Below are 18,099 nucleotides of genomic sequence, written 5' to 3'. Positions count from 1 at the left end.
CTGCAAGGAACAATCCCATGCTCGACATGCGCCAGGTCACCAAGGTCTACCGCACCGAACTCGTCGAAACCCACGCGCTGCGATCGCTCGACCTGCACGTACGCGAAGGCGAGTTCGTCGCCGTCACCGGTCCGTCGGGCTCGGGCAAGACCACGTTCCTCAACATCGCCGGGTTGCTGGAAACCTTCAGTGCCGGCGTCTACAAGCTCGATGGCGAGGACGTAAGCACCCTGTCCGATGATGCCCGCAGCAAACTGCGCAACCAGAAAATCGGCTTCATCTTCCAGAGCTTCAACCTGATCCCGGACCTCAACCTGTTCGACAACGCCGACGTGCCATTGCGCTACCGCGGCATGCCGGCGGCCGAGCGCAAGCAGCGCATCGAGGCGGCGCTGGCGCGGGTCGGCCTGGGCTCGCGGATGAAGCACTACCCGGCTGAGTTGTCCGGCGGCCAACAGCAACGCGCCGCGATCGCACGCGCCCTGGCCGGCAGCCCGCGCCTGCTGCTGGCCGATGAGCCCACCGGCAACCTGGACTCGCAGATGGCCCGCGGCGTGCTCGAGATGCTCGAGGAAATCAACGCCGAAGGCACCACCATCGTGATGGTGACCCACGACCCGGAGCTGGCGGCACGCGCACAACGCAACGTGCATATCGTCGATGGCATGGCGACCGATATCTCGACCAACCACGGCCTGGCACGGCCGGTCGAGACAGCTCCTGCCACTGCGGGCGACTGAGGCAAGCCAATGTTCGGCTACTACCTGAATCTGGCCCTGCGCAGCTTCCGCCGCAACAAAATGATGACCGCACTGATGGTGCTGGCAATCGGTTTGGGCATTGGCGCCAGCATGACCATGCTGACCGTGTTGCACGTGATGTCCGGTGATCCGTTACCGCAACGAAGCGCGCAGCTGTATTACCCGCACATCGATCCGCTGCCTCTGGTTTTTCCTCCCAACGGTGGTTGGAATCCGGCGGACAACTTCACCTGGCCCGACGCGATGGCCCTGCTCAAGGCGGATCGCGCGCAGCATCAGGCGGCGATGTCCGGCGGCCGGGTGCTGGTACATCCTGCACAGGCCGATGCACGGCCGTTCTTCGCCGCGGGTCGATACGCCACTACAGATTTCTTCGCCATGTTCGGCGTGCCGTTCCTCCACGGACGCGGCTGGTCACAGAGCGGAGACGATGACCGCGCGCGCGTCGTGGTGCTGACGCAATCGCTGGCCCACACCCTGTTCGGCGAGACCGACGGTGTCGGCCGACTGGTGCGCCTTGGCGAAAACGACTTTCGAGTGATCGGCGTGACCACCGACTGGCAGCCGCAGCCAAAATTCTATGCCGACGCCAGCGCCAGCGCGTTCGGCCAGGCCGACCAGTTTTTCCTGCCGCTATCGACCGCACTCGATATGGATCTAGACGTGAACGGAAACATCTCCACCTGGGTCGAAGGCGATGCCGACCGCAGCGGCCCGGCGACTTCGTGGCTGCAGGTGTGGGTGCAACTTGATACGCCGGCGCAGGTCGCGGCCTACGGGCGCTTCCTGGTGGATTATTCTGCGCAACAGAAAGAGCTGGGCCGTTTCGAGCGCCCGGCAAGCAACGCCAAGCTGTACAGCCTGGTGCAATGGCTGGATCACCAGAACCTGGTGCCCAGCGACGTGCGCTTGCAGATGTGGCTGGCGCTGGGATTCCTGTTGGTGTGCCTGATCAACATCGTCGCCCTGTTGCTGGCCAAGTTCCTGCGGCGCAGCGGTGAGATCAGCGTGCGCCGCGCGCTGGGCGCGAGGCGGCGCGACATTTTTATGCAATTCGGAATGGAGTCCGCAGTGATCGGTGTGGCCGGCGGCGTGCTCGGTCTGGGGATCGCACAACTCGGGCTGTGGAGCGTGCGCCAGCGTCCGGACGACTACGCCCAGCTTGCACAAATGGATCCGGCCCTGTTACTGGGCACCGTCGGACTGGCCGTCACCGCCAGTGTTCTGGCTGGCTTGCTGCCCGCCTGGCGCGCGTGCCGCATTGCGCCGGCGCTGCAACTGAAAACCCTGTGAGGCACGCCACGATGCAACTTCGCCCCCTCGTTTCCAGTCTGCGACACCACAAACTCACCGCGAGCCTGTTGGTGCTGCAGGTGGCGTTGACCTGCGCCATCGTCTGCAACGTGGCGTTCATGATCGCCGACCGCGCCGGCCAAATGCTGCTGCCGTCCGGTGTCGCCGAGAGTGAGCTGTCGATGCTCGGCAGCACCAACATCGACCCCAATGCCAATCTGCAAGCTGCGCACAGCGCCGATCTGGCCGCGTTGCGCACCATTGCCGGCGTGCACAACGTGGTCGCGGTCAACTCGTTGCCATTGAGCGGCAGCATCGACAGTTACGGTGTCTGCGCCGACACGGACGCGATGAAGCGCGCGATGGCGACGCGTGGGATAGTCGCCGGCTGCTTCCAGGTCAGCGAATACAATGGCAGCCCCGGCGAAATTGACGCGCTTGGTCTGCAACTGGTGGCCGGGCGCGACTTCCTACCCGATGAATACGTCATCGGCGACGAGGTGCCAAGCGCCGTCGTCAGCCGCAGTCTCGCCGATGCCATGTATCCGGACGCGCAAGCCGTCGGCCAGACGATGTACACAGGCCCGAACCGCAGCGTGCGTATCGTTGGTGTGGTCGACACGTTGCTGGCACCGCGGTTGGGTAAGCCGGCGACGGATCAGCACACCATGCTGTGGCCGAAACTGCCCAATCGCAGCCGCGTAACCTACGTATTGCGCAGTGCGCCGGAAGACCGCGAACGCGTGCTGGACGAAGCGGTGAAGACCCTGACCCGAGTCAACCCGCAACGCCTGATCGACGACGACTCCGTGCGCACGTTCACGCAGATACGGGCCGACTACTTCCGCCGCGACACCGCCATGATCGGCCTGCTGCTCGCCGCGGCGCTCGGCTTGTTGTTCGTTACTGCGCTGGGGATCACCGGCCTCGCCAGCTTCTGGGTGCAGCAACGCACTCGCAACATTGGCATACGTCGCGCCGTCGGTGCCACGCGCGGGGATATCCGGCGCTATTTCCAGATCGAGAACTTCCTGATCGTCGGTGGTGGTGTTTTGGTCGGACTGGCCTTGGCCGTGCTGTTGAACCTGACCTTGATGCGCTACTACGAACTGTCACGGCTACCGCTGTACTACCTGCCAATCAGCGCAGCGATGTTGTGGGCGCTCGGCCAGCTGGCGGTGCTGTCCCCGGCCCGGCGCGCGGCGTCGGTGCCGCCGGCGATAGCGACACGCTCGGTGTTGTAAGGCGCTACCCCTTCACCCACAACCTTCCTTTCACGCACTGCCCGAGGCCACCACGATGTTCCGCAACAGCATGTTCGGCTACTACTTCGACCTCGCCTTGCGCAGCTTCCGCCGCAACAAGGTCCTCACCGCGCTGATGGTGCTGGCCATCGCGCTCGGCATCGGTGCCAGCATGACCACGCTGACGGTGTTCCATGTGTTGTCGGGCGATCCGCTGCCGGGCAAGAGCCATACGGTGTTCTATCCGCAGATCGAACCGCGCTCGATGGGCGGCTACGTCGCGGGCGAGGAGCCGTCGGATCAATGGACCCGTTTCGACGCGGAGGCGTTGCTGCGTGACGCCAAGGGTGATCGCCAGGCGATGATGTCCGGCGGCGCGGTGGCCGTCGAGCCGCAAGTCGAGGGGCTGGCGCCGTTCTACGCCAACGCGCGCTACACCTCGGCTGACTTCTTCTCCATGTTCGAGTTGCCGTTCGCCCAGGGCAAGGGCTGGGGCGCCGCCGAGGATGCCGCCGATGCGCGGGTCGTGGTGATCTCCGGGCCTCTCAACGAGAAGTTGTTCGGCGGCGGCAACAGCGTCGGCAAGACCATCCAGTTGGACCAGCTGACGTTCCAGGTGATCGGCGTCCTCGACGAATGGCGACCGACGCCGCGCTACTACGACCTGACCAATGCCCGCTATGGCGAGGCCGAGCAGGTGTTCCTCCCCTTCTCCACCTCGCGCGCGCTGGAATTGATCACCCGCGGCAATATGAACTGTTGGGACCCCGCCGGCGGTGCCGCCCAGGATGGCGACAATTACTCGATCAACGCCCCGTGCGCCTGGATCCAGTACTGGGTCGAACTGGAGACCCCGGAGAAGGTCGAAGCGTACCAGCGCTACTTGACGAATTATTCCGATCAGCAGCGCGCCGCGGGCCGCTTCGAGCGCCCGACCAACGTGCGCCTGCGCGACGTGATGGGCTGGCTGGACTACAACGGCGTCGTGCCCGGCGACGTGCGCCTGCAGGTGTGGCTGGCGATGGGCTTCCTGCTGGTGTGCCTGGTCAATACCGTCGGCCTGCTGCTGGCCAAGTTCCTGCGCCGCTCCACCGAGATCGGCGTGCGCCGGGCGCTGGGGGCCTCGCGTCGCGCGATCTTCGCCCAGTGTCTGGTCGAGGCCGGGACGATTGGCCTGGCCGGCGGCGTGCTCGGTCTGGGGCTCGCGCTGCTGGGGTTGTGGGCGGTTCGCCAGCAACCGACCGGTTACGCCGAGCTCGCCCAATTGGACCCGGCCATGCTGCTGCTCACGTTCGTCATCGCGGTCGTCGCGAGCCTGCTGGCCGGCATGTTGCCGGCCTGGCGCGCCTGCCAGATCGCCCCCGCCATCCAGCTCAAGAGTCAGTGAGGCACACCATGGCCGATATCCGCCCCATCCTGTCGACCCTGCGTCGGCACAAGACCGCCGCCGCGCTGATCGTGCTCGAGGTCGCGCTCAGCTGCGCGATCATCTGCAACGCGGTATTCCTGATCAACGACCGGCTGCAGCGCATGGACCAGCCGAGCGGACTGGTCGAGTCCGAGATCGTCCGGCTGCAGCTGGCCGGTATCGGCCGCGACGACAACGCCGAGGCACTCAGCCGCGCGGACGTCACCGCATTGAGCGCCATTCCCGGGGTCAAGTCCGCCGCGCTGACCAACCAGCTGCCATTCGGCAACTCCTCGTGGAACAGCTCGGTCAACCTGATGGCGGACCAGCAGGTCCCAACCCTCAATGCCGCAACCTACCTGGGTGACGAGCAATTGCTGGAAACGCTCGGCCTGCGCCTGGTGGCCGGCCGCGACTTCAACCCCGACGAGTACATCGACTGGGAGGCGTTCAACACGCCGAACTCGGGCATCCAGGCGCACTCGGTAATCCTCTCCCGCGCGGTCGCCGAGCGGCTGTACCCGGGGGAGAACGCCATCGGCAAGCGGCTCTATACCTGGGGCAAGGATCCGATCCGGGTAGTCGGCGTGGTCGATTATCTGATCAGGCCCAATGAACAGGGCGGCTCATCGGAGGTCCAGCTGTCGCTGATCCTGCCGATCCGTGTGCCGTTCACGCTGGGCAGCAACTACGTGCTGCGCACCGATCCGGATCGACGCGAAGAAGTGCTCAAGGCCGCGGTGGCGACGCTCGAACAGGCCAATCCGAACCGGATCCTGATGGACCACGAGACCATGGAAAAGAGCCGCGCCGACTATTACGCGGCCGACCGTGCCATGGCCTGGTTACTGGCCGCCGTCATCATCGGCCTGCTGGTGGTGACCGCACTGGGCATCGTCGGGCTGGCCAGTTTCTGGGTGCAGCAGCGCACCAAGCAGATCGGCGTGCGCCGTGCACTGGGCGCAACCCGCGGCCAGATCCTGCGCTACTTCCAGACCGAGAACTTCATCCTTGCCACGGTCGGCATCGTGATCGGAATGGCGCTGGCCTACGGCATCAACCTGATGCTGATGGAGCGTTACGAGCTGGCGCGGCTACCGGCGATCTACCTGCCGGTCGGCGCGATCGCGCTATGGCTGCTGGGGCAGATCGCGGTGTTCGGGCCGGCCCGGCGCGCGGCCGCGGTGCCGCCGGCGGTGGCCACGCGCAGCGTTTGACTGCGGCCTCCAGTACGCTTGCCCGATGCCCACCATCCTCGTCATCGATGACAACCCCGCCGTCGCCACCGCGCTGGAGGTGCTGTTTTCGCTGCACGAGATCGACACCTGCGCGGCAACCAGCCCCGAAGACGGGCTCGCCTTGCTCGACCGGTCCCCGGTCGACCTGGTCGTGCAGGACATGAACTTCCGCGCCGACACCACCTCTGGCGAAGAAGGCATGGCGCTGTTCGGCCAGATCCGCGAGCGTCACCCGGACTTGCCGGTGATCCTGCTGACCGCGTGGACGCACCTGGAATCGGCCGTCGACCTGGTCAAGGCCGGCGCCGCCGACTACCTCGCCAAGCCGTGGGACGACCGCAAGCTGCTGGCCACGGTAAACAACCTGCTGGAGTTGTCGGAGGCGCGGCGTGAGCTGCGGCACCACCGCCAGGGTGAGCGCCGTCGCCGCGATGCACTGGCACGCGACTATGATCTGTGTGGGCTGGTCTACGCCGATCCCGCCAGCGAGAACGTGCTGTCGCTGGCCTGCCAGGTCGCACGCTCCGACCTGCCGGTGCTGATCACCGGCCCCAACGGCACCGGCAAGGAGAAGTTTGCCGAGATCGTGCACGCCAATTCAGCGGTGCGCGACGGCCCATTCGTCGCGCTTAATTGCGGTGCGCTACCGGGCGAGTTGATCGAGGCGGAGTTGTTCGGCGCCGAAGCGGGCGCCTACACCGGCGCGAACCGTGCCCGCGAGGGCAAGTTCGAGGCCGCCGACCGCGGCACGCTGTTTCTCGACGAGATCGGCACGCTGTCCCCGGCTGGCCAGGTCAAGTTGCTGCGGGTGCTGGAAACCGGCCGCTTCGAGCGCTTGGGCGGCAACCGCGAGCGCAGCGTCAAGGTGCGCATCATCAGTGCGACCAACGCCGACCTGCCGGCACTGATCACCGACGGCCGCTTCCGCGAGGACCTGTACTACCGGCTCAACGCGATCGAGCTGAAACTGCCGGCGCTGGCGGACCGGCCTGACGACATCCTGCCGCTGGCGCGCCATTTCCTGCCGCCAGGCAAGCAACTCGATACCGGCGCCGAGCATGCCCTGCTGGCCCACGCCTGGCCGGGCAACGTGCGCGAACTGCGCAACACCCTGCAACGTGCCGCGCTGCTGGGTCGCGGCCAGCGCATTGTCGCCAACGACCTCGGCCTGCCCCCACCTGCGGCCGGCAGCCCCACGCGCGGCGCTGCAGCCATCGTGAACGATGAACCCGACCGCAGCCAGATCGAAGCCGCGCTGGAGCGCAATGGCGGTGTACTGGCGCAGGCGGCGAGCGAGCTGGGACTGTCGAGGCAGGCGCTGTATCGCCGCCTCGACCGGCTCGGCATCAAGCGCGACTGAACCGCCATGAGCTGGCTACGGCGACTACCGATCAGCCTTGTCTTCACCTTGTTGGCGCTATTGCATGCCGCCGGCGTCACCGCGCTTGCGCTGTGGTTCACGCACTGGCTGCCGCAGCCGTGGATGGCCTGGGCGCTGTCGCTCGCCATTGATCTGCCGTTGCTGGCGTACCACGTGCGGCGTGTCTTCGCGCCGATGAAGTCGCTGTTCCGGGCCCTGGCCGGGACCGTCGCCAGCTACCGCGACGGCGACTACAACTTCAGCCTGGTATCGAACGTGCATGGCGAACTGGGCGAACTGGTGCAGGCCCACAACCACCTCGGCGACACCCTGCGTGACCAGCGGCTGGCGCTGGTGGAGCGCGAGCTGTTGCTGGACACGATGGTGCAGAACACGCCGGTGGCGATGCTGCTGGTCGACCCGTCGCGCCGGATCGTCCACGCCAATCTCGCCGCCCGCACGCTGCTCGGCGAAGGTCACAAGCTGGAAGGGCAGTCGTTCGACGCGTTGGTATCGCGAATGCCCGACGCACTGCGCGACGCCCTGGAACGCGGCGGCGACGGGATATTCACCGTCAGCGATGACCCGGGCGACATCAACCAGGGCAGCGACAACGGCAACGAGGAGATCTATCACCTGAGCCGGCGTGAGTTCCGCCTCAACGGCCGCCGCCACGAGCTGGTGCTGTTGCGTGCGCTGACCGCCGAGCTGCGCCGTCAGGAAGTGCAGACCTGGAAGAAGGTGATCCGGGTCATCAGCCACGAGCTCAACAACTCGTTGGCACCCATCGCTTCGCTCGCCCACTCGGGCGCCGAGCTGCTGCGACGTGGCCAGTACGAACGGCTGCCGACCGCCTTCGCCACGATCGAGGAGCGGGCCCGGCACCTGGAAGGCTTCATCCGCGATTACGCCCACTTCGCCAAGCTGCCCGCGCCCCGACGCGAGCCGGTGGCGTGGTCGCGCTTCATCGAGCAATTGCGCAGCCAGGTGGATTTCGCCACCGACGAAGGCGGCATCGACGGCATCGCCCGCCTGGACGCGGCGCAGCTGGAACAGTGCCTGCTGAACTTGCTGAAGAACGCCCACGAGTCCGGCTCGGCACCCGAAGATGTCCGCCTGTCGCTACGCCGCATGCCCCAGGCGTGGCGCATCGACGTGCTTGACCGCGGCAGTGGCATGAACGAGGCGGTGCTGGCCAACGCGCTGTTGCCGTTCTATTCGACCAAACGCCATGGCACCGGTCTGGGATTGGCCCTGGCACGCGAAATCGCCGAAGCCCATGGTGGCCGCGTCGCGCTGCTGAACCGAGAAGGTGGCGGGCTGTGCGTGACGTTGCTGATCCCGGACGCAAGGAGTCCGTAGCTGCCCATCTGCGTATGGCCACAGGGAGCGGTCAACCCGCGAGGGGCAACTCTACTTTTTCTTCGGCCGCTGCCAGCCCTCGACCACCGACTGCCGCGAACGCGCGACGCTGAGCTTGCCCGCGGGTGCCGTGCGCGTGATCACCGAACCGGCGGCAATCGTCGCCTGCTTGCCGACCGTCACCGGCGCGACCAGCGAGGTGTTGGAGCCGATGAAGGCGCCGTCCTCGATCACCGTGCGCGATTTGTTCACCCCATCGTAGTTGCAGGTGATGGTACCCGCGCCAACATTGACGCCGCTGCCGATCACCGCATCACCGAGGTAACTCAGGTGGTTGGCCTTGCTGGACACGCCCATGGAGGTGTTCTTGATCTCCACGAAATTGCCGACGTGGGCGCCGTCAGCCAGTACCGTGCCGGGGCGCAGCCGGGCGAACGGTCCAATCGTCGCCGCCCCTTCGACCACCACGCCGTCAAGGTCGCAATGCGCACGCACCTCGGTACCCGGGCCGAGCTTGACGTTGCGCAGGCGACAGAACGGCCCGATGCGCACGTCATCGGCCAGCTCGACCGTCCCCTCGAACACCACGTCGACGTCGATCTCGACGTCACGACCCACGCTGACCTCCCCGCGCACGTCGACCCGCGCCGGGTCGGCCAGTCGCGCACCGGCCACGCACAGCGAGCGGGCGGCACGCAGTTGGTAGGCGCGTTCAAGTTGCGCCAGCTGCCACGGATCGTTGGCACCCTCGACCTCGATAGGATCGTGGACGTGGACCATCTCGGCGGCGCTGAACTCCTCGGCCGCCGCGGCAAACACGTCGGTCAGGTAGTACTCGCCCTGTGCATTGTCGTTGTCCAGGTGCTCCAGCCAGCGACGCAGCGGCTCGCCATCGGCCACAAGGATGCCGCTGTTCACGGTGCGGATCTCGCGCTGCTCCTGGTCCGCATCTTTCTGCTCCACGACCCGGGCCACGTTGCCCTCGGCATCGCGGATGACCCGCCCATATCCGTTCGGCTCCTCGAGCTCGGCCACCAGGACCGCGAGCCTACCGGACACCGCAAGCAAACGACGCAGGGTCGTCAGCGTGATCAGCGGCACGTCGCCGTACAGGACCAGCACCCGCGCATCCATCGGCACCGCCGGCATCGCCTGCTGCAATGCATGCCCGGTGCCCAGGCGCAGGGACTGCTCTGACCAGGTCAGGTCCGACTGCAGGGCGAAAGCATCACGCAGCTGCTGCCCGCCGTGCCCAAACACCACATGGATGCCTTCCGCGTTCAACGCCCGGGCGGTATCGATGACGTGACCCAGCATCGGCTTGCCGGCGACCTGCTGCAGCACCTTGGGCCGTGCCGACTTCATGCGTTTGCCTTCGCCGGCAGCGAGGATAACGACGTGCAATGGGGGGGACATGCGGACTCCAGGTTGCAACGTGGTTTGCAGCCGCAATTCTATCCGGCCGGAGCGATCCAGGGCGAGTGACGCTCCTGCTAGGATGCCGCGGTGCCCAACCTGTCATCGCTCCCTGCTCGTCGCACCCCGCCTGCCGCGCGCCAATGCGGGGTCGTGGCTGTGCCCCGTGCGGTCATTGCTCCATGAGCCTGTCGCGCGAAGGCAGGCACTACCTGATGATCGGCATCGTCCAATGGCTGCTCGATTGGGCGGTAATGGTGGCGCTGAGCCATTACGGGATGCCGGTGGAGCCGGCGAACGTCGCCGGCCGGATCAGCGGCGCGCTGCTGGGCTTCTGGCTCAACGGCCGGATCACCTTTGCCGGCGACCACACCACCGTCGGCAAGCGGCAGTTCTTCCGGTTCCTGCTGATGTGGATGTTGACCACCGCGATCAGCACCTGGTCGCTTGGCGCGATCAACCAGATGGCCGGACTGAAATGGGCGTGGTTGGCTAAGCCGGGGGTGGAAGTCGTGCTCGGCGGCGTCGGCTTTTTGCTTTCCCGGCATTGGGTGTATCGACGCTGACGCGGCTGGTTGGCGCATTGTTAATGCGCCCTACCGTCCCGGACACGACGACGCCGGCACGGGGCCGGCGTCGGGCATTGCTGTCGCGGGAATCGCTGCCTAGTGCTTCATGTTCTTGCGCAGCCGCTCCAGTGCCTGCAACTGGACGGTAACCTCGGCCAGTCGCGCCTGCGCCTCGGCAATCTCCATCGGTTCGCCACGGCCGGAAAGAATCCGCTCGGCCTCTTCCTTGGCGGCGCGAACGGCGGCTTCGTCGATGTCCTGGGCGCGCACGGCGGTGTCGGCCAGCACGGTGACCACTTGCGGCTGCACTTCCAGGATCCCGCCGGTGACGGCGAAGTCCAGTTGCTCACCGCTCGGCAGGGTCACCACCACCTTGCCCGGCTTCAACCGGGTGATCAGCGGGGCGTGCCTGGGCGCGATGCCGAGCTCGCCGAGCTCGCCGGTCGCCACCAGCATGGTGGCTTCGCCGCGGAAGATCTCTTCCTCGGCGCTGACGATGTCACAACGGAACGTGCTGCTCATGGACATTCTCTTTGTTCAATGAATCAGGCTGCTTCGCCGATGATCTTCTTGCCCTTCTCGACCGCGTCCTCGATGCTGCCGACCATGTAGAACGCCTGCTCCGGCAGGTGGTCGTACTCGCCATCGACGATGCCCTTGAAGCCACGGATGGTGTCCTTCAGCGGCACGTACTTGCCGGGCGAGCCGGTGAACACTTCGGCGACGTGGAATGGCTGGCTGAAGAAGCGCTCGATCTTGCGCGCGCGCGATACCGCCTGCTTGTCTTCTTCGGACAGCTCGTCCATGCCCAGGATCGCGATGATGTCCTTCAGTTCCTTGTATTTCTGCAGGGTCTGCTGGACGCGCTGGGCGGTGTCGTAATGCTCGTTGCCGATCACGTTCGGATCCATCATGCGCGACGTCGAGTCGAGCGGATCAACCGCCGGGTAGATACCCAGCGAGGCGATGCTGCGCGACAGCGCGACGGTGGAGTCAAGGTGGGCGAAGGTGGTCGCCGGCGACGGATCGGTGTAGTCATCGGCAGGCACGTAGACGGCCTGGATCGAGGTGATCGAGCCGGTCTTGGTCGAGGTGATGCGCTCCTGCAGCACGCCCATCTCCTCGGCCAGGGTCGGCTGGTAGCCCACCGCCGACGGCATGCGGCCGAGCAGCGCGGATACTTCGGTACCGGCCAGGGTGTAGCGGTAGATGTTGTCGACGAAGAACAGCACGTCGCGGCCCTTGCCCGACTCGTCCTTCTCGTCGCGGAAGTACTCGGCCATGGTCAGCCCGGTCAGCGCGACGCGCAGGCGGTTGCCCGGCGGCTCGTTCATCTGGCCGTAGACCATCGCGACCTTGTCCAGGACGTTGGAGTCCTTCATCTCGTGGTAGAAGTCGTTGCCCTCGCGGGTACGCTCACCCACGCCGGCGAACACCGACAGGCCCTCGTGCGCCTTGGCGATGTTGTTGATCAGCTCCATCATGTTGACGGTCTTGCCGACGCCGGCGCCGCCGAACAGGCCGACCTTGCCGCCCTTGGCGAACGGGCACATCAGGTCGATGACCTTGATGCCGGTTTCCAGCAGGTCGTTGGCCGCGGCCTGCTCTTCGTAACTCGGTGCCTCGCGATGGATTTCCCAGTTCGCGGTCGCCTCGACCGGACCGGCTTCATCGATCGGCCGACCCAGCACGTCCATGATGCGGCCCAGCGTACCCAGACCGACCGGCACCGAGATGCCCTTGCCGGTGTTGGTCGCGATCAGGTTGCGCTTCAGTCCGTCGGTTGAGCCCAGCGCGATCGCACGCACCACGCCGTCACCCAGCTGCTGCTGCACTTCCAGCGTGATCTCGGTGTTGTCGACCTTCAACGCGTCGTAGACGCGCGGAACGGATTCGCGTGGGAACTCGACGTCGACGACGGCACCGATGATCTGAACGATCTTGCCCTGGCTCATGATGTTTCCTCGTATCTCTGAATGCTGCTTGCGGATCGCAGGTCGCGGCCGCGGGATGTTGGATTGGAACCGTTGTGATGCCGGTCAGACCGCTGCCGCACCACTGACGATTTCGGAAATTTCCTGGGTGATCGCCGCTTGCCGTGCCTTGTTGTAGACCAGTTGCAACTCGTCCATCAGCTTGTTCGCGTTGTCGGAGGCGGACTTCATCGCGACCATGCGAGCGGCGTGCTCGGAGGCCACGTTCTCCAACACCGCCTGATACACCAGCGACTCGATGTAACGGGTCAACACGTGATCCAGCACGGTCTGCGCATCGGGCTCGTAGATGTAGTCCCAATCGTGCCGGGACACCGGCGCGTCCGATGGCGGCAGCGGCAACAGCTGCTCGAACGTCGCCTGCTGGGTCATGGTGTTGACGAAATCGTTGTAGCAGACGAACACGCGGTCGATGTCGCCGCCGCTGTACCCGTCCAGCACCACCTTGACCACGCCGATCAGCTGCTCCAGCTTGGGCTGGTCGCCCAGATGGGTGACGGTGGCAAGCATGTTGACCTTGACCCGGCGGAAAAACACCGAAGCCTTCTGGCCGATGGTGACCACGTCGACCTCGACGCCCTGCTGCTGCCAGTTGCGGATCTCGCCCAGCAGCTTGCGGAACAGGTTGTTGTTCAGCCCACCGGCCAGTCCGCGGTCGGACGACACGATGATGTAACCGACGCGCTTGGGATCTGCGCGCTCGGTCATGTACGGATGCTGATAATCGGAGTTGGCCTGGGCCAGGTGCCCGATCACCTGCTTCATCACCCGCGCATACGGCCGCGATACCTTCATCCGCTCCTGCGCCTTGCGGATCTTGGAAGCCGAGACCATCTCGAGCGCGCGCGTCACCTTGCGGGTGTTCTGCACGCTCTTGATCTTGGTTTTGATTTCACGTCCGCCTGCCATCGTCTTGTCCGCCTTACCAGGTGCCGGTTTTCTTGAACTCTTCGATGCCCTGCTTGAAGGCCGCCTCGATCTCGTCGTTCCACGCGCCGCTGGTGTTGATCTTGCCGATCAGCTCGCCCTGGGTGTTGGCAAAGTGCGCGTGCAGGCCTTCCTCGAACGCCAGCAGCTTGTTCACCGCGACGTCGTCAAGGTAACCCTCGTTGACCGAGTAGATCGACAATGCCTGGTTGGCGATCGACATCGGCAGGTACTGCTTCTGCTTCATCAGCTCGGTCACGCGCTGGCCGCGCTCAAGCTGCTTGCGGGTCGCCTCGTCCAGATCGGAAGCGAACTGTGCAAACGCCGCCAGCTCACGGTACTGGGCAAGCGCGATGCGGATGCCGCCCGAGAGCTTCTTGATGATCTTGGTCTGCGCCGAGCCACCCACGCGCGACACCGAGATGCCGGCGTTCACGGCCGGACGGATACCGGCGTTGAACAGGTCGGTCTCCAGGAAGATCTGGCCGTCGGTGATCGAGATCACGTTGGTCGGCACGAACGCGGACACGTCGCCGGCCTGGGTCTCGATGATCGGCAGCGCGGTCAGCGAACCGGTCTTGCCCGTCACTTCACCGTTGGTGAACTTCTCCACGTATTCCTCGGACACGCGCGCGGCGCGCTCCAGCAGGCGCGAGTGCAGGTAGAACACGTCACCCGGATACGCTTCGCGGCCCGGTGGGCGCTTCAGCAGCAGCGAGATCTGGCGGTACGCCACGGCCTGCTTGGACAGGTCGTCGTACACGATCAGCGCGTCTTCGCCGCGGTCCATGAAGTACTCGCCCATGGTGCAACCCGAGTAGGCGCTGATGTACTGCATCGCCGCCGACTCGGACGCGGTCGCGGCGACCACGATGGTGTGGTCCATCGCGCCCTGCTCTTCCAGCTTGCGCACGACGTTGGCGACCGAGCTGGCCTTCTGGCCGATCGCGACGTACACGCACTTGATGCCGGTACCCTTCTGGTTGATGATCGCGTCGATCGCCATCGCGGTCTTGCCGGTCTGGCGGTCGCCGATGACCAGCTCGCGCTGGCCGCGGCCGATCGGGATCATCGAGTCGACCGACTTGTAGCCGGTCTGAACCGGCTGATCGACCGACTTGCGCCAGATCACGCCCGGGGCGACGCGCTCCACCGGCGCGGTCAGCTTGGCGTCGACCGGACCCTTGCCGTCGATCGGCTCGCCCAGCGCATTGACCACCCGGCCCAGCAACTCGGTGCCGATTGGCACTTCCAGGATACGGCCGGTGGTCTTGGCCACGTCGCCTTCGCGCAGGTTCTCGTAGCCGCCCAGCACCACGGCGCCGACAGAGTCGCGCTCCAGGTTAAGGGCCAGCGCGAAGATGTTGTTCGGCAACTCGATCATTTCGCCCTGCATCACGTCGGCCAGGCCGTGGATGCGCACGATGCCGTCGGCCACCGAGGTGACCGAGCCTTCGTTGCGCGACTCCGCGGACAGCTTGACCTTCTCGATGCGGGTCTTGATCAGTTCACTGATTTCGGACGGGTTGAGCGTGGTTTGCATGGGTGTTTCCCTTGTGCCCGGCGCGCGCGCCGGAAGTAAACGATGATTCGTGGATGCGACTGGGGTCGGTCAGTGGGCCAGGGCCGATTGCAGCCGCGACAGCTTGCCTTTCAGCGATCCGTCGATGACCACGTCGCCGGCGTCGATCACCGCGCCGCCAATCAGCGACTCGTCGATCGCGGTTTCCAGCTCGACCTCGCAGTCGAAACGTTTCTTGAGCGCGACCCGGATCAACTCCAACTCGCCTGCCGGCATTTCGCTGGCCGAGGTGATCCGCGCCTTGACGAGGTTCTCCGACTGCGCGCGCAACTGCTCGAACAGCCCGGCGATCTCGGCCAGCAACGGCAAGCGGTTGTTGTCGGCAAGCAGCCCGATGAACTGCCGGAACTCCTGGTTCGCGCCGTCATCGGCCAGCAACGCGATCGCGTCGCCGGTCGACAAGCGTGGGTGCTTCAACAATGCCTCTACCGTCGGGTCGGCGGCGACACGGGCGGCGAGCCCGAGCGCTTGCGACCAATCGGCGGCGTGGCCGTCATTGCTCGCCGCCGCGAAGGCGGCACGCGCATAAGGGCGGGCGAGGGTCACGTTCTGGCTCATCGCTTGTGGCCTCTGGTCAGTGGCTGGCTCAAAGCTGGCTGGCTCAAAGCTGGGCTGCGAGTTCGTCGAGCAACGCCTTGTGGGCATTGGCGTCGATTTCGCGATGCAGCAGCTTCTCGGCACCGCTGATCGCCAGCGACGAGACCTGCTTGCGCAAGTCTTCGCGGGCACGGTTCTGCGCCGCAAGGATCTCCGCGTCCGCCAGCGCTTTCTGGCGCGTGGCTTCGACCATCGCATCGGTCCTGGCCTGCTCGATGATCTGGTTGGCGCGATGGTGCGCCTGCTCGATCACCTCGTTGGCCTTGGTCCGGGCTTCGCGCATGGCAGCGTCGACGCTGTGCTGCGCTTCGGCCAGGTCGTGTTGGCTGCGCTCGGCAGCCGCAAGGCCTTCGGCGATTTTTTTCTGGCGTTCTTCGATCGCCCGGTTCAGGGGCGGCCAGATGAACTTCATGGTGAACCAGATGAGCAACGCGAACGAGAGCATCTGGCCCAGGAAGGTCATGTTGATATTCATGACAGCTCCGTAGGGACGCTGCGGGCACGAAGGCCCGGGAGAGCCGCCCGGAAACCCGGACGGCTCAGGGAGTCAAAACCGTGGATCAGGCAGCACCGACCGCGCTCAGCAGCGGGTTGCCGAAGGCAAACAGCAAGCCAACCGCCAACGCGATGATGAACGGGGCGTCGATCAGGCCGGCCAACAGGATCATGCGGCCCTGCAGCATCGGCACCAACTCGGGCTGGCGCGCGGCCGACTCGAGGAACTTGCCACCCATGAGCGCGATGCCGAGGCATGCGCCGATGGAGCCCAGACCGACCATCATGCCGATCGCGATCGCGGTCATGCCCTGCAAACTGGCGATAAATTCCATGGTTTTCTCCTACTTGTATGTGTGATTCGAACTGGCGGAAGGATGAAGCAATGAGGAACTGGGAAATCGGGAACTGAAAAACGGGAGTTGCCGGATCAATGACTCTCGTAGGCGCTGGCGATATAGACCACCGAGAGAATCATGAAGATGAAGGCCTGCAGCAGCACGATCAGGACGTGGAACACCGCCCAGGCGAAGTTGAACAGTACGCCCGGCACGAACATCAGCAGGCTCCCGCCGAGCATGCCGGCGATCAGCATGAACACCAGCTCGCCACCGTACATGTTGCCGAACAGTCGCATGGCCAGCGATACCGGCTTGACCGCGTACTCGATGACGTTCATGCCCAGGTTGACCGGCAGCAGGATCGCCCGGGTGACCTTGCCCTCGGCATGGAATGGCGAGGTCAGCAGTTCCTTGCCGAAACCGAAGCCACCCTTGGCCTTGATCGAGTGGTAGAAAATCAGGAAGAACACGACCAGCGAGATACCCACGGTGGTGTTCAGGTCGGCAGTCGGCACCCAGCGGAAGTAGGTGTGGCTGGCCACTTCGGCACCGGCGACCACCTGGATGGCCATGCCGGGGGTATCCAGCGGCAGCAGGTCCATCGCGTTCATCAACACGACCCACATGAAGATGGTCAGCGCCAATGGCGTCAGCGAGCTGCGATCACCGTGGAAGTTGTCTTTGACCTGGTTGTCGACGAACTCCAGGATGATCTCGACGAAAGCTTGCCCCTTGGAGGGCACGCCGGAGGTCGCCTTGCGTGCGAAATAGCCGAACCATGCAATGAATATCAGCCCCAGCACCAACGACACGGCCCACGTGTCGATGTTGAAGCCGCCGCCTACCAACTCGATCGTGTTCTGCTCGAGATGGTGCTGGATGTATTCGTTCAGGCCGCCAGAGCCGGTCTGTTCACTCACGAAGGACACCTTTCCGTTTCAGGATTTGGGCCGGCACGAAGGCCAGCGTCGCCGCTACTACGCCGGCCAACATCGGCAGCGGCGGTAACTTCAACCCGGCCAAGCCGAGCGTGAATACTGCAAACACCACCAACCACTTCAACAAAACGCCTGCCAGCAACCGTCCCATGACCGCGCCAGCCGGTTGAACCCCGCCGCCCAGCGCAACCAGTGCCGCCACCACGCTGCCGACCGCAACAGCACCACCACCGACAAGGGCGCCGAACGCCGATGGCGCACCCTGCATCAGGAAAATCAGCGCAACCAACACCGTCACGCCAGCCTGGAAGGCGATGACGCGCGATGCCAGTCGGCGACCTGCGAACATTGGATCTTGCACGCTTGCCTGTCGTCCGGGGAGTGGGCATGAAGAACGCCCGATGAAGCCGCCGAATTATAGAGGGCGCGGATGGTTGCGGCAACTGCTAGCGGTCACCGTCCCCCAACAAGACCCGGATCCGCATTCAGCTTCGAAGGTCGGGCGTCGTGGAATCCACCTGAATGGGGACCGGGATATGGTGGAAAGCGGGGCAACTGCGCGGCTGCGGAACCT

Annotated in this window: 18 protein-coding genes; 8 read left to right on the top strand and 10 right to left on the bottom strand. The window is 65.1% G+C overall.

Annotated features, from left to right (window positions below; genetic code table 11):
- The first annotated feature begins 17 nt into the window (after positions 1 to 17).
- The 7 genes from ACW7G6_RS12015 to ACW7G6_RS11985 all read left to right on the top strand — a co-directional run bounded on the left by ACW7G6_RS12015 (position 18) and on the right by ACW7G6_RS11985 (position 8,666).
- Positions 18 to 740, top strand: coding sequence for an ABC transporter ATP-binding protein (locus tag ACW7G6_RS12015; RefSeq protein ID WP_456980022.1), 723 nt, complete (start codon positions 18 to 20; stop codon positions 738 to 740).
- 9 nt (positions 741 to 749) lie between these two features.
- Positions 750 to 2,054, top strand: a complete 1,305-nt coding sequence (locus ACW7G6_RS12010) for an ABC transporter permease (RefSeq protein ID WP_456980023.1) — start codon at positions 750 to 752, stop codon at positions 2,052 to 2,054.
- An 11-nt stretch (positions 2,055 to 2,065) separates the two neighbouring features.
- Positions 2,066 to 3,298, top strand: coding sequence for an ABC transporter permease (locus ACW7G6_RS12005; protein WP_456998347.1), 1,233 nt, complete (start codon positions 2,066 to 2,068; stop codon positions 3,296 to 3,298).
- Positions 3,299 to 3,368: 70 nt separating this feature from the next.
- Entirely contained in the window at positions 3,369 to 4,685 is a 1,317-nt protein-coding gene (locus ACW7G6_RS12000; protein WP_456980149.1) for an ABC transporter permease, read from the top strand.
- Between the two features lie 8 nt (positions 4,686 to 4,693).
- Positions 4,694 to 5,923: an ABC transporter permease gene (locus ACW7G6_RS11995; protein WP_456980025.1), complete on the top strand. Its 1,230-nt coding sequence runs from the start codon at positions 4,694 to 4,696 to the stop codon at positions 5,921 to 5,923.
- 25 nt (positions 5,924 to 5,948) lie between these two features.
- Entirely contained in the window at positions 5,949 to 7,304 is a 1,356-nt protein-coding gene (locus ACW7G6_RS11990) for a sigma-54-dependent transcriptional regulator (protein WP_456980026.1), read from the top strand.
- Between the two features lie 6 nt (positions 7,305 to 7,310).
- Complete coding sequence (locus tag ACW7G6_RS11985) at positions 7,311 to 8,666, top strand: sensor histidine kinase (protein ID WP_456980027.1); 1,356 nt, start codon at positions 7,311 to 7,313, stop codon at positions 8,664 to 8,666.
- Between the two features lie 51 nt (positions 8,667 to 8,717).
- Here the strand turns inward: ACW7G6_RS11985 and glmU are convergent, their stop codons facing one another.
- Positions 8,718 to 10,082: a bifunctional UDP-N-acetylglucosamine diphosphorylase/glucosamine-1-phosphate N-acetyltransferase GlmU gene (glmU, locus tag ACW7G6_RS11980; protein ID WP_456980028.1), complete on the bottom strand. Its 1,365-nt coding sequence runs from the start codon at positions 10,080 to 10,082 to the stop codon at positions 8,718 to 8,720.
- Between the two features lie 182 nt (positions 10,083 to 10,264).
- On the opposite strand from glmU, the gene ACW7G6_RS11975 reads away from it, so the two are divergent.
- Positions 10,265 to 10,648: a GtrA family protein gene (locus ACW7G6_RS11975; protein ID WP_456980029.1), complete on the top strand. Its 384-nt coding sequence runs from the start codon at positions 10,265 to 10,267 to the stop codon at positions 10,646 to 10,648.
- 99 nt (positions 10,649 to 10,747) lie between these two features.
- On the opposite strand, the gene ACW7G6_RS11970 is transcribed toward ACW7G6_RS11975, so the two are convergent.
- The 9 genes from ACW7G6_RS11970 to ACW7G6_RS11930 form a co-directional block, all read right to left on the bottom strand.
- A complete protein-coding gene (locus tag ACW7G6_RS11970) occupies positions 10,748 to 11,173 on the bottom strand; it encodes a F0F1 ATP synthase subunit epsilon (protein ID WP_456980030.1) in 426 nt (141 codons plus the stop codon).
- Between the two features lie 23 nt (positions 11,174 to 11,196).
- Entirely contained in the window at positions 11,197 to 12,606 is a 1,410-nt protein-coding gene (gene atpD, locus ACW7G6_RS11965) for a F0F1 ATP synthase subunit beta (RefSeq protein ID WP_456980031.1), read from the bottom strand.
- 84 nt (positions 12,607 to 12,690) lie between these two features.
- Positions 12,691 to 13,554, bottom strand: a complete 864-nt coding sequence (gene atpG, locus ACW7G6_RS11960; RefSeq protein ID WP_456980032.1) for a F0F1 ATP synthase subunit gamma — start codon at positions 13,552 to 13,554, stop codon at positions 12,691 to 12,693.
- Positions 13,555 to 13,567: 13 nt separating this feature from the next.
- Positions 13,568 to 15,115, bottom strand: a complete 1,548-nt coding sequence (gene atpA / locus ACW7G6_RS11955) for a F0F1 ATP synthase subunit alpha (protein ID WP_456980033.1) — start codon at positions 15,113 to 15,115, stop codon at positions 13,568 to 13,570.
- Positions 15,116 to 15,184: 69 nt separating this feature from the next.
- Positions 15,185 to 15,712: a F0F1 ATP synthase subunit delta gene (locus ACW7G6_RS11950; RefSeq protein ID WP_456980034.1), complete on the bottom strand. Its 528-nt coding sequence runs from the start codon at positions 15,710 to 15,712 to the stop codon at positions 15,185 to 15,187.
- Between the two features lie 43 nt (positions 15,713 to 15,755).
- Positions 15,756 to 16,226 carry a F0F1 ATP synthase subunit B gene (locus ACW7G6_RS11945; protein ID WP_456980035.1) on the bottom strand — a complete coding sequence of 157 codons (471 nt, stop codon included), beginning with the start codon at positions 16,224 to 16,226 and terminating at the stop codon, positions 15,756 to 15,758.
- An 85-nt stretch (positions 16,227 to 16,311) separates the two neighbouring features.
- On the bottom strand, positions 16,312 to 16,581 hold the full coding sequence (gene atpE / locus ACW7G6_RS11940) for a F0F1 ATP synthase subunit C (RefSeq protein ID WP_456980036.1): 270 nt from the start codon (positions 16,579 to 16,581) through the stop codon (positions 16,312 to 16,314).
- A gap of 95 nt (positions 16,582 to 16,676) precedes the next feature.
- Positions 16,677 to 17,507, bottom strand: a complete 831-nt coding sequence (gene atpB / locus ACW7G6_RS11935; RefSeq protein WP_456998346.1) for a F0F1 ATP synthase subunit A — start codon at positions 17,505 to 17,507, stop codon at positions 16,677 to 16,679.
- Positions 17,500 to 17,874 carry a hypothetical protein gene (locus ACW7G6_RS11930; protein ID WP_456980038.1) on the bottom strand — a complete coding sequence of 125 codons (375 nt, stop codon included), beginning with the start codon at positions 17,872 to 17,874 and terminating at the stop codon, positions 17,500 to 17,502. Before ACW7G6_RS11930 ends, atpB begins: the two co-directional genes overlap by 8 nt.
- Between the last annotated feature and the right edge of the window lie 225 nt (positions 17,875 to 18,099).

The organism is Lysobacter sp. A421 (assembly GCF_054052145.1).
Note: the sequence above shows the minus strand (reverse complement) of the source record. Positions and strands in the feature narration are given on the sequence as shown.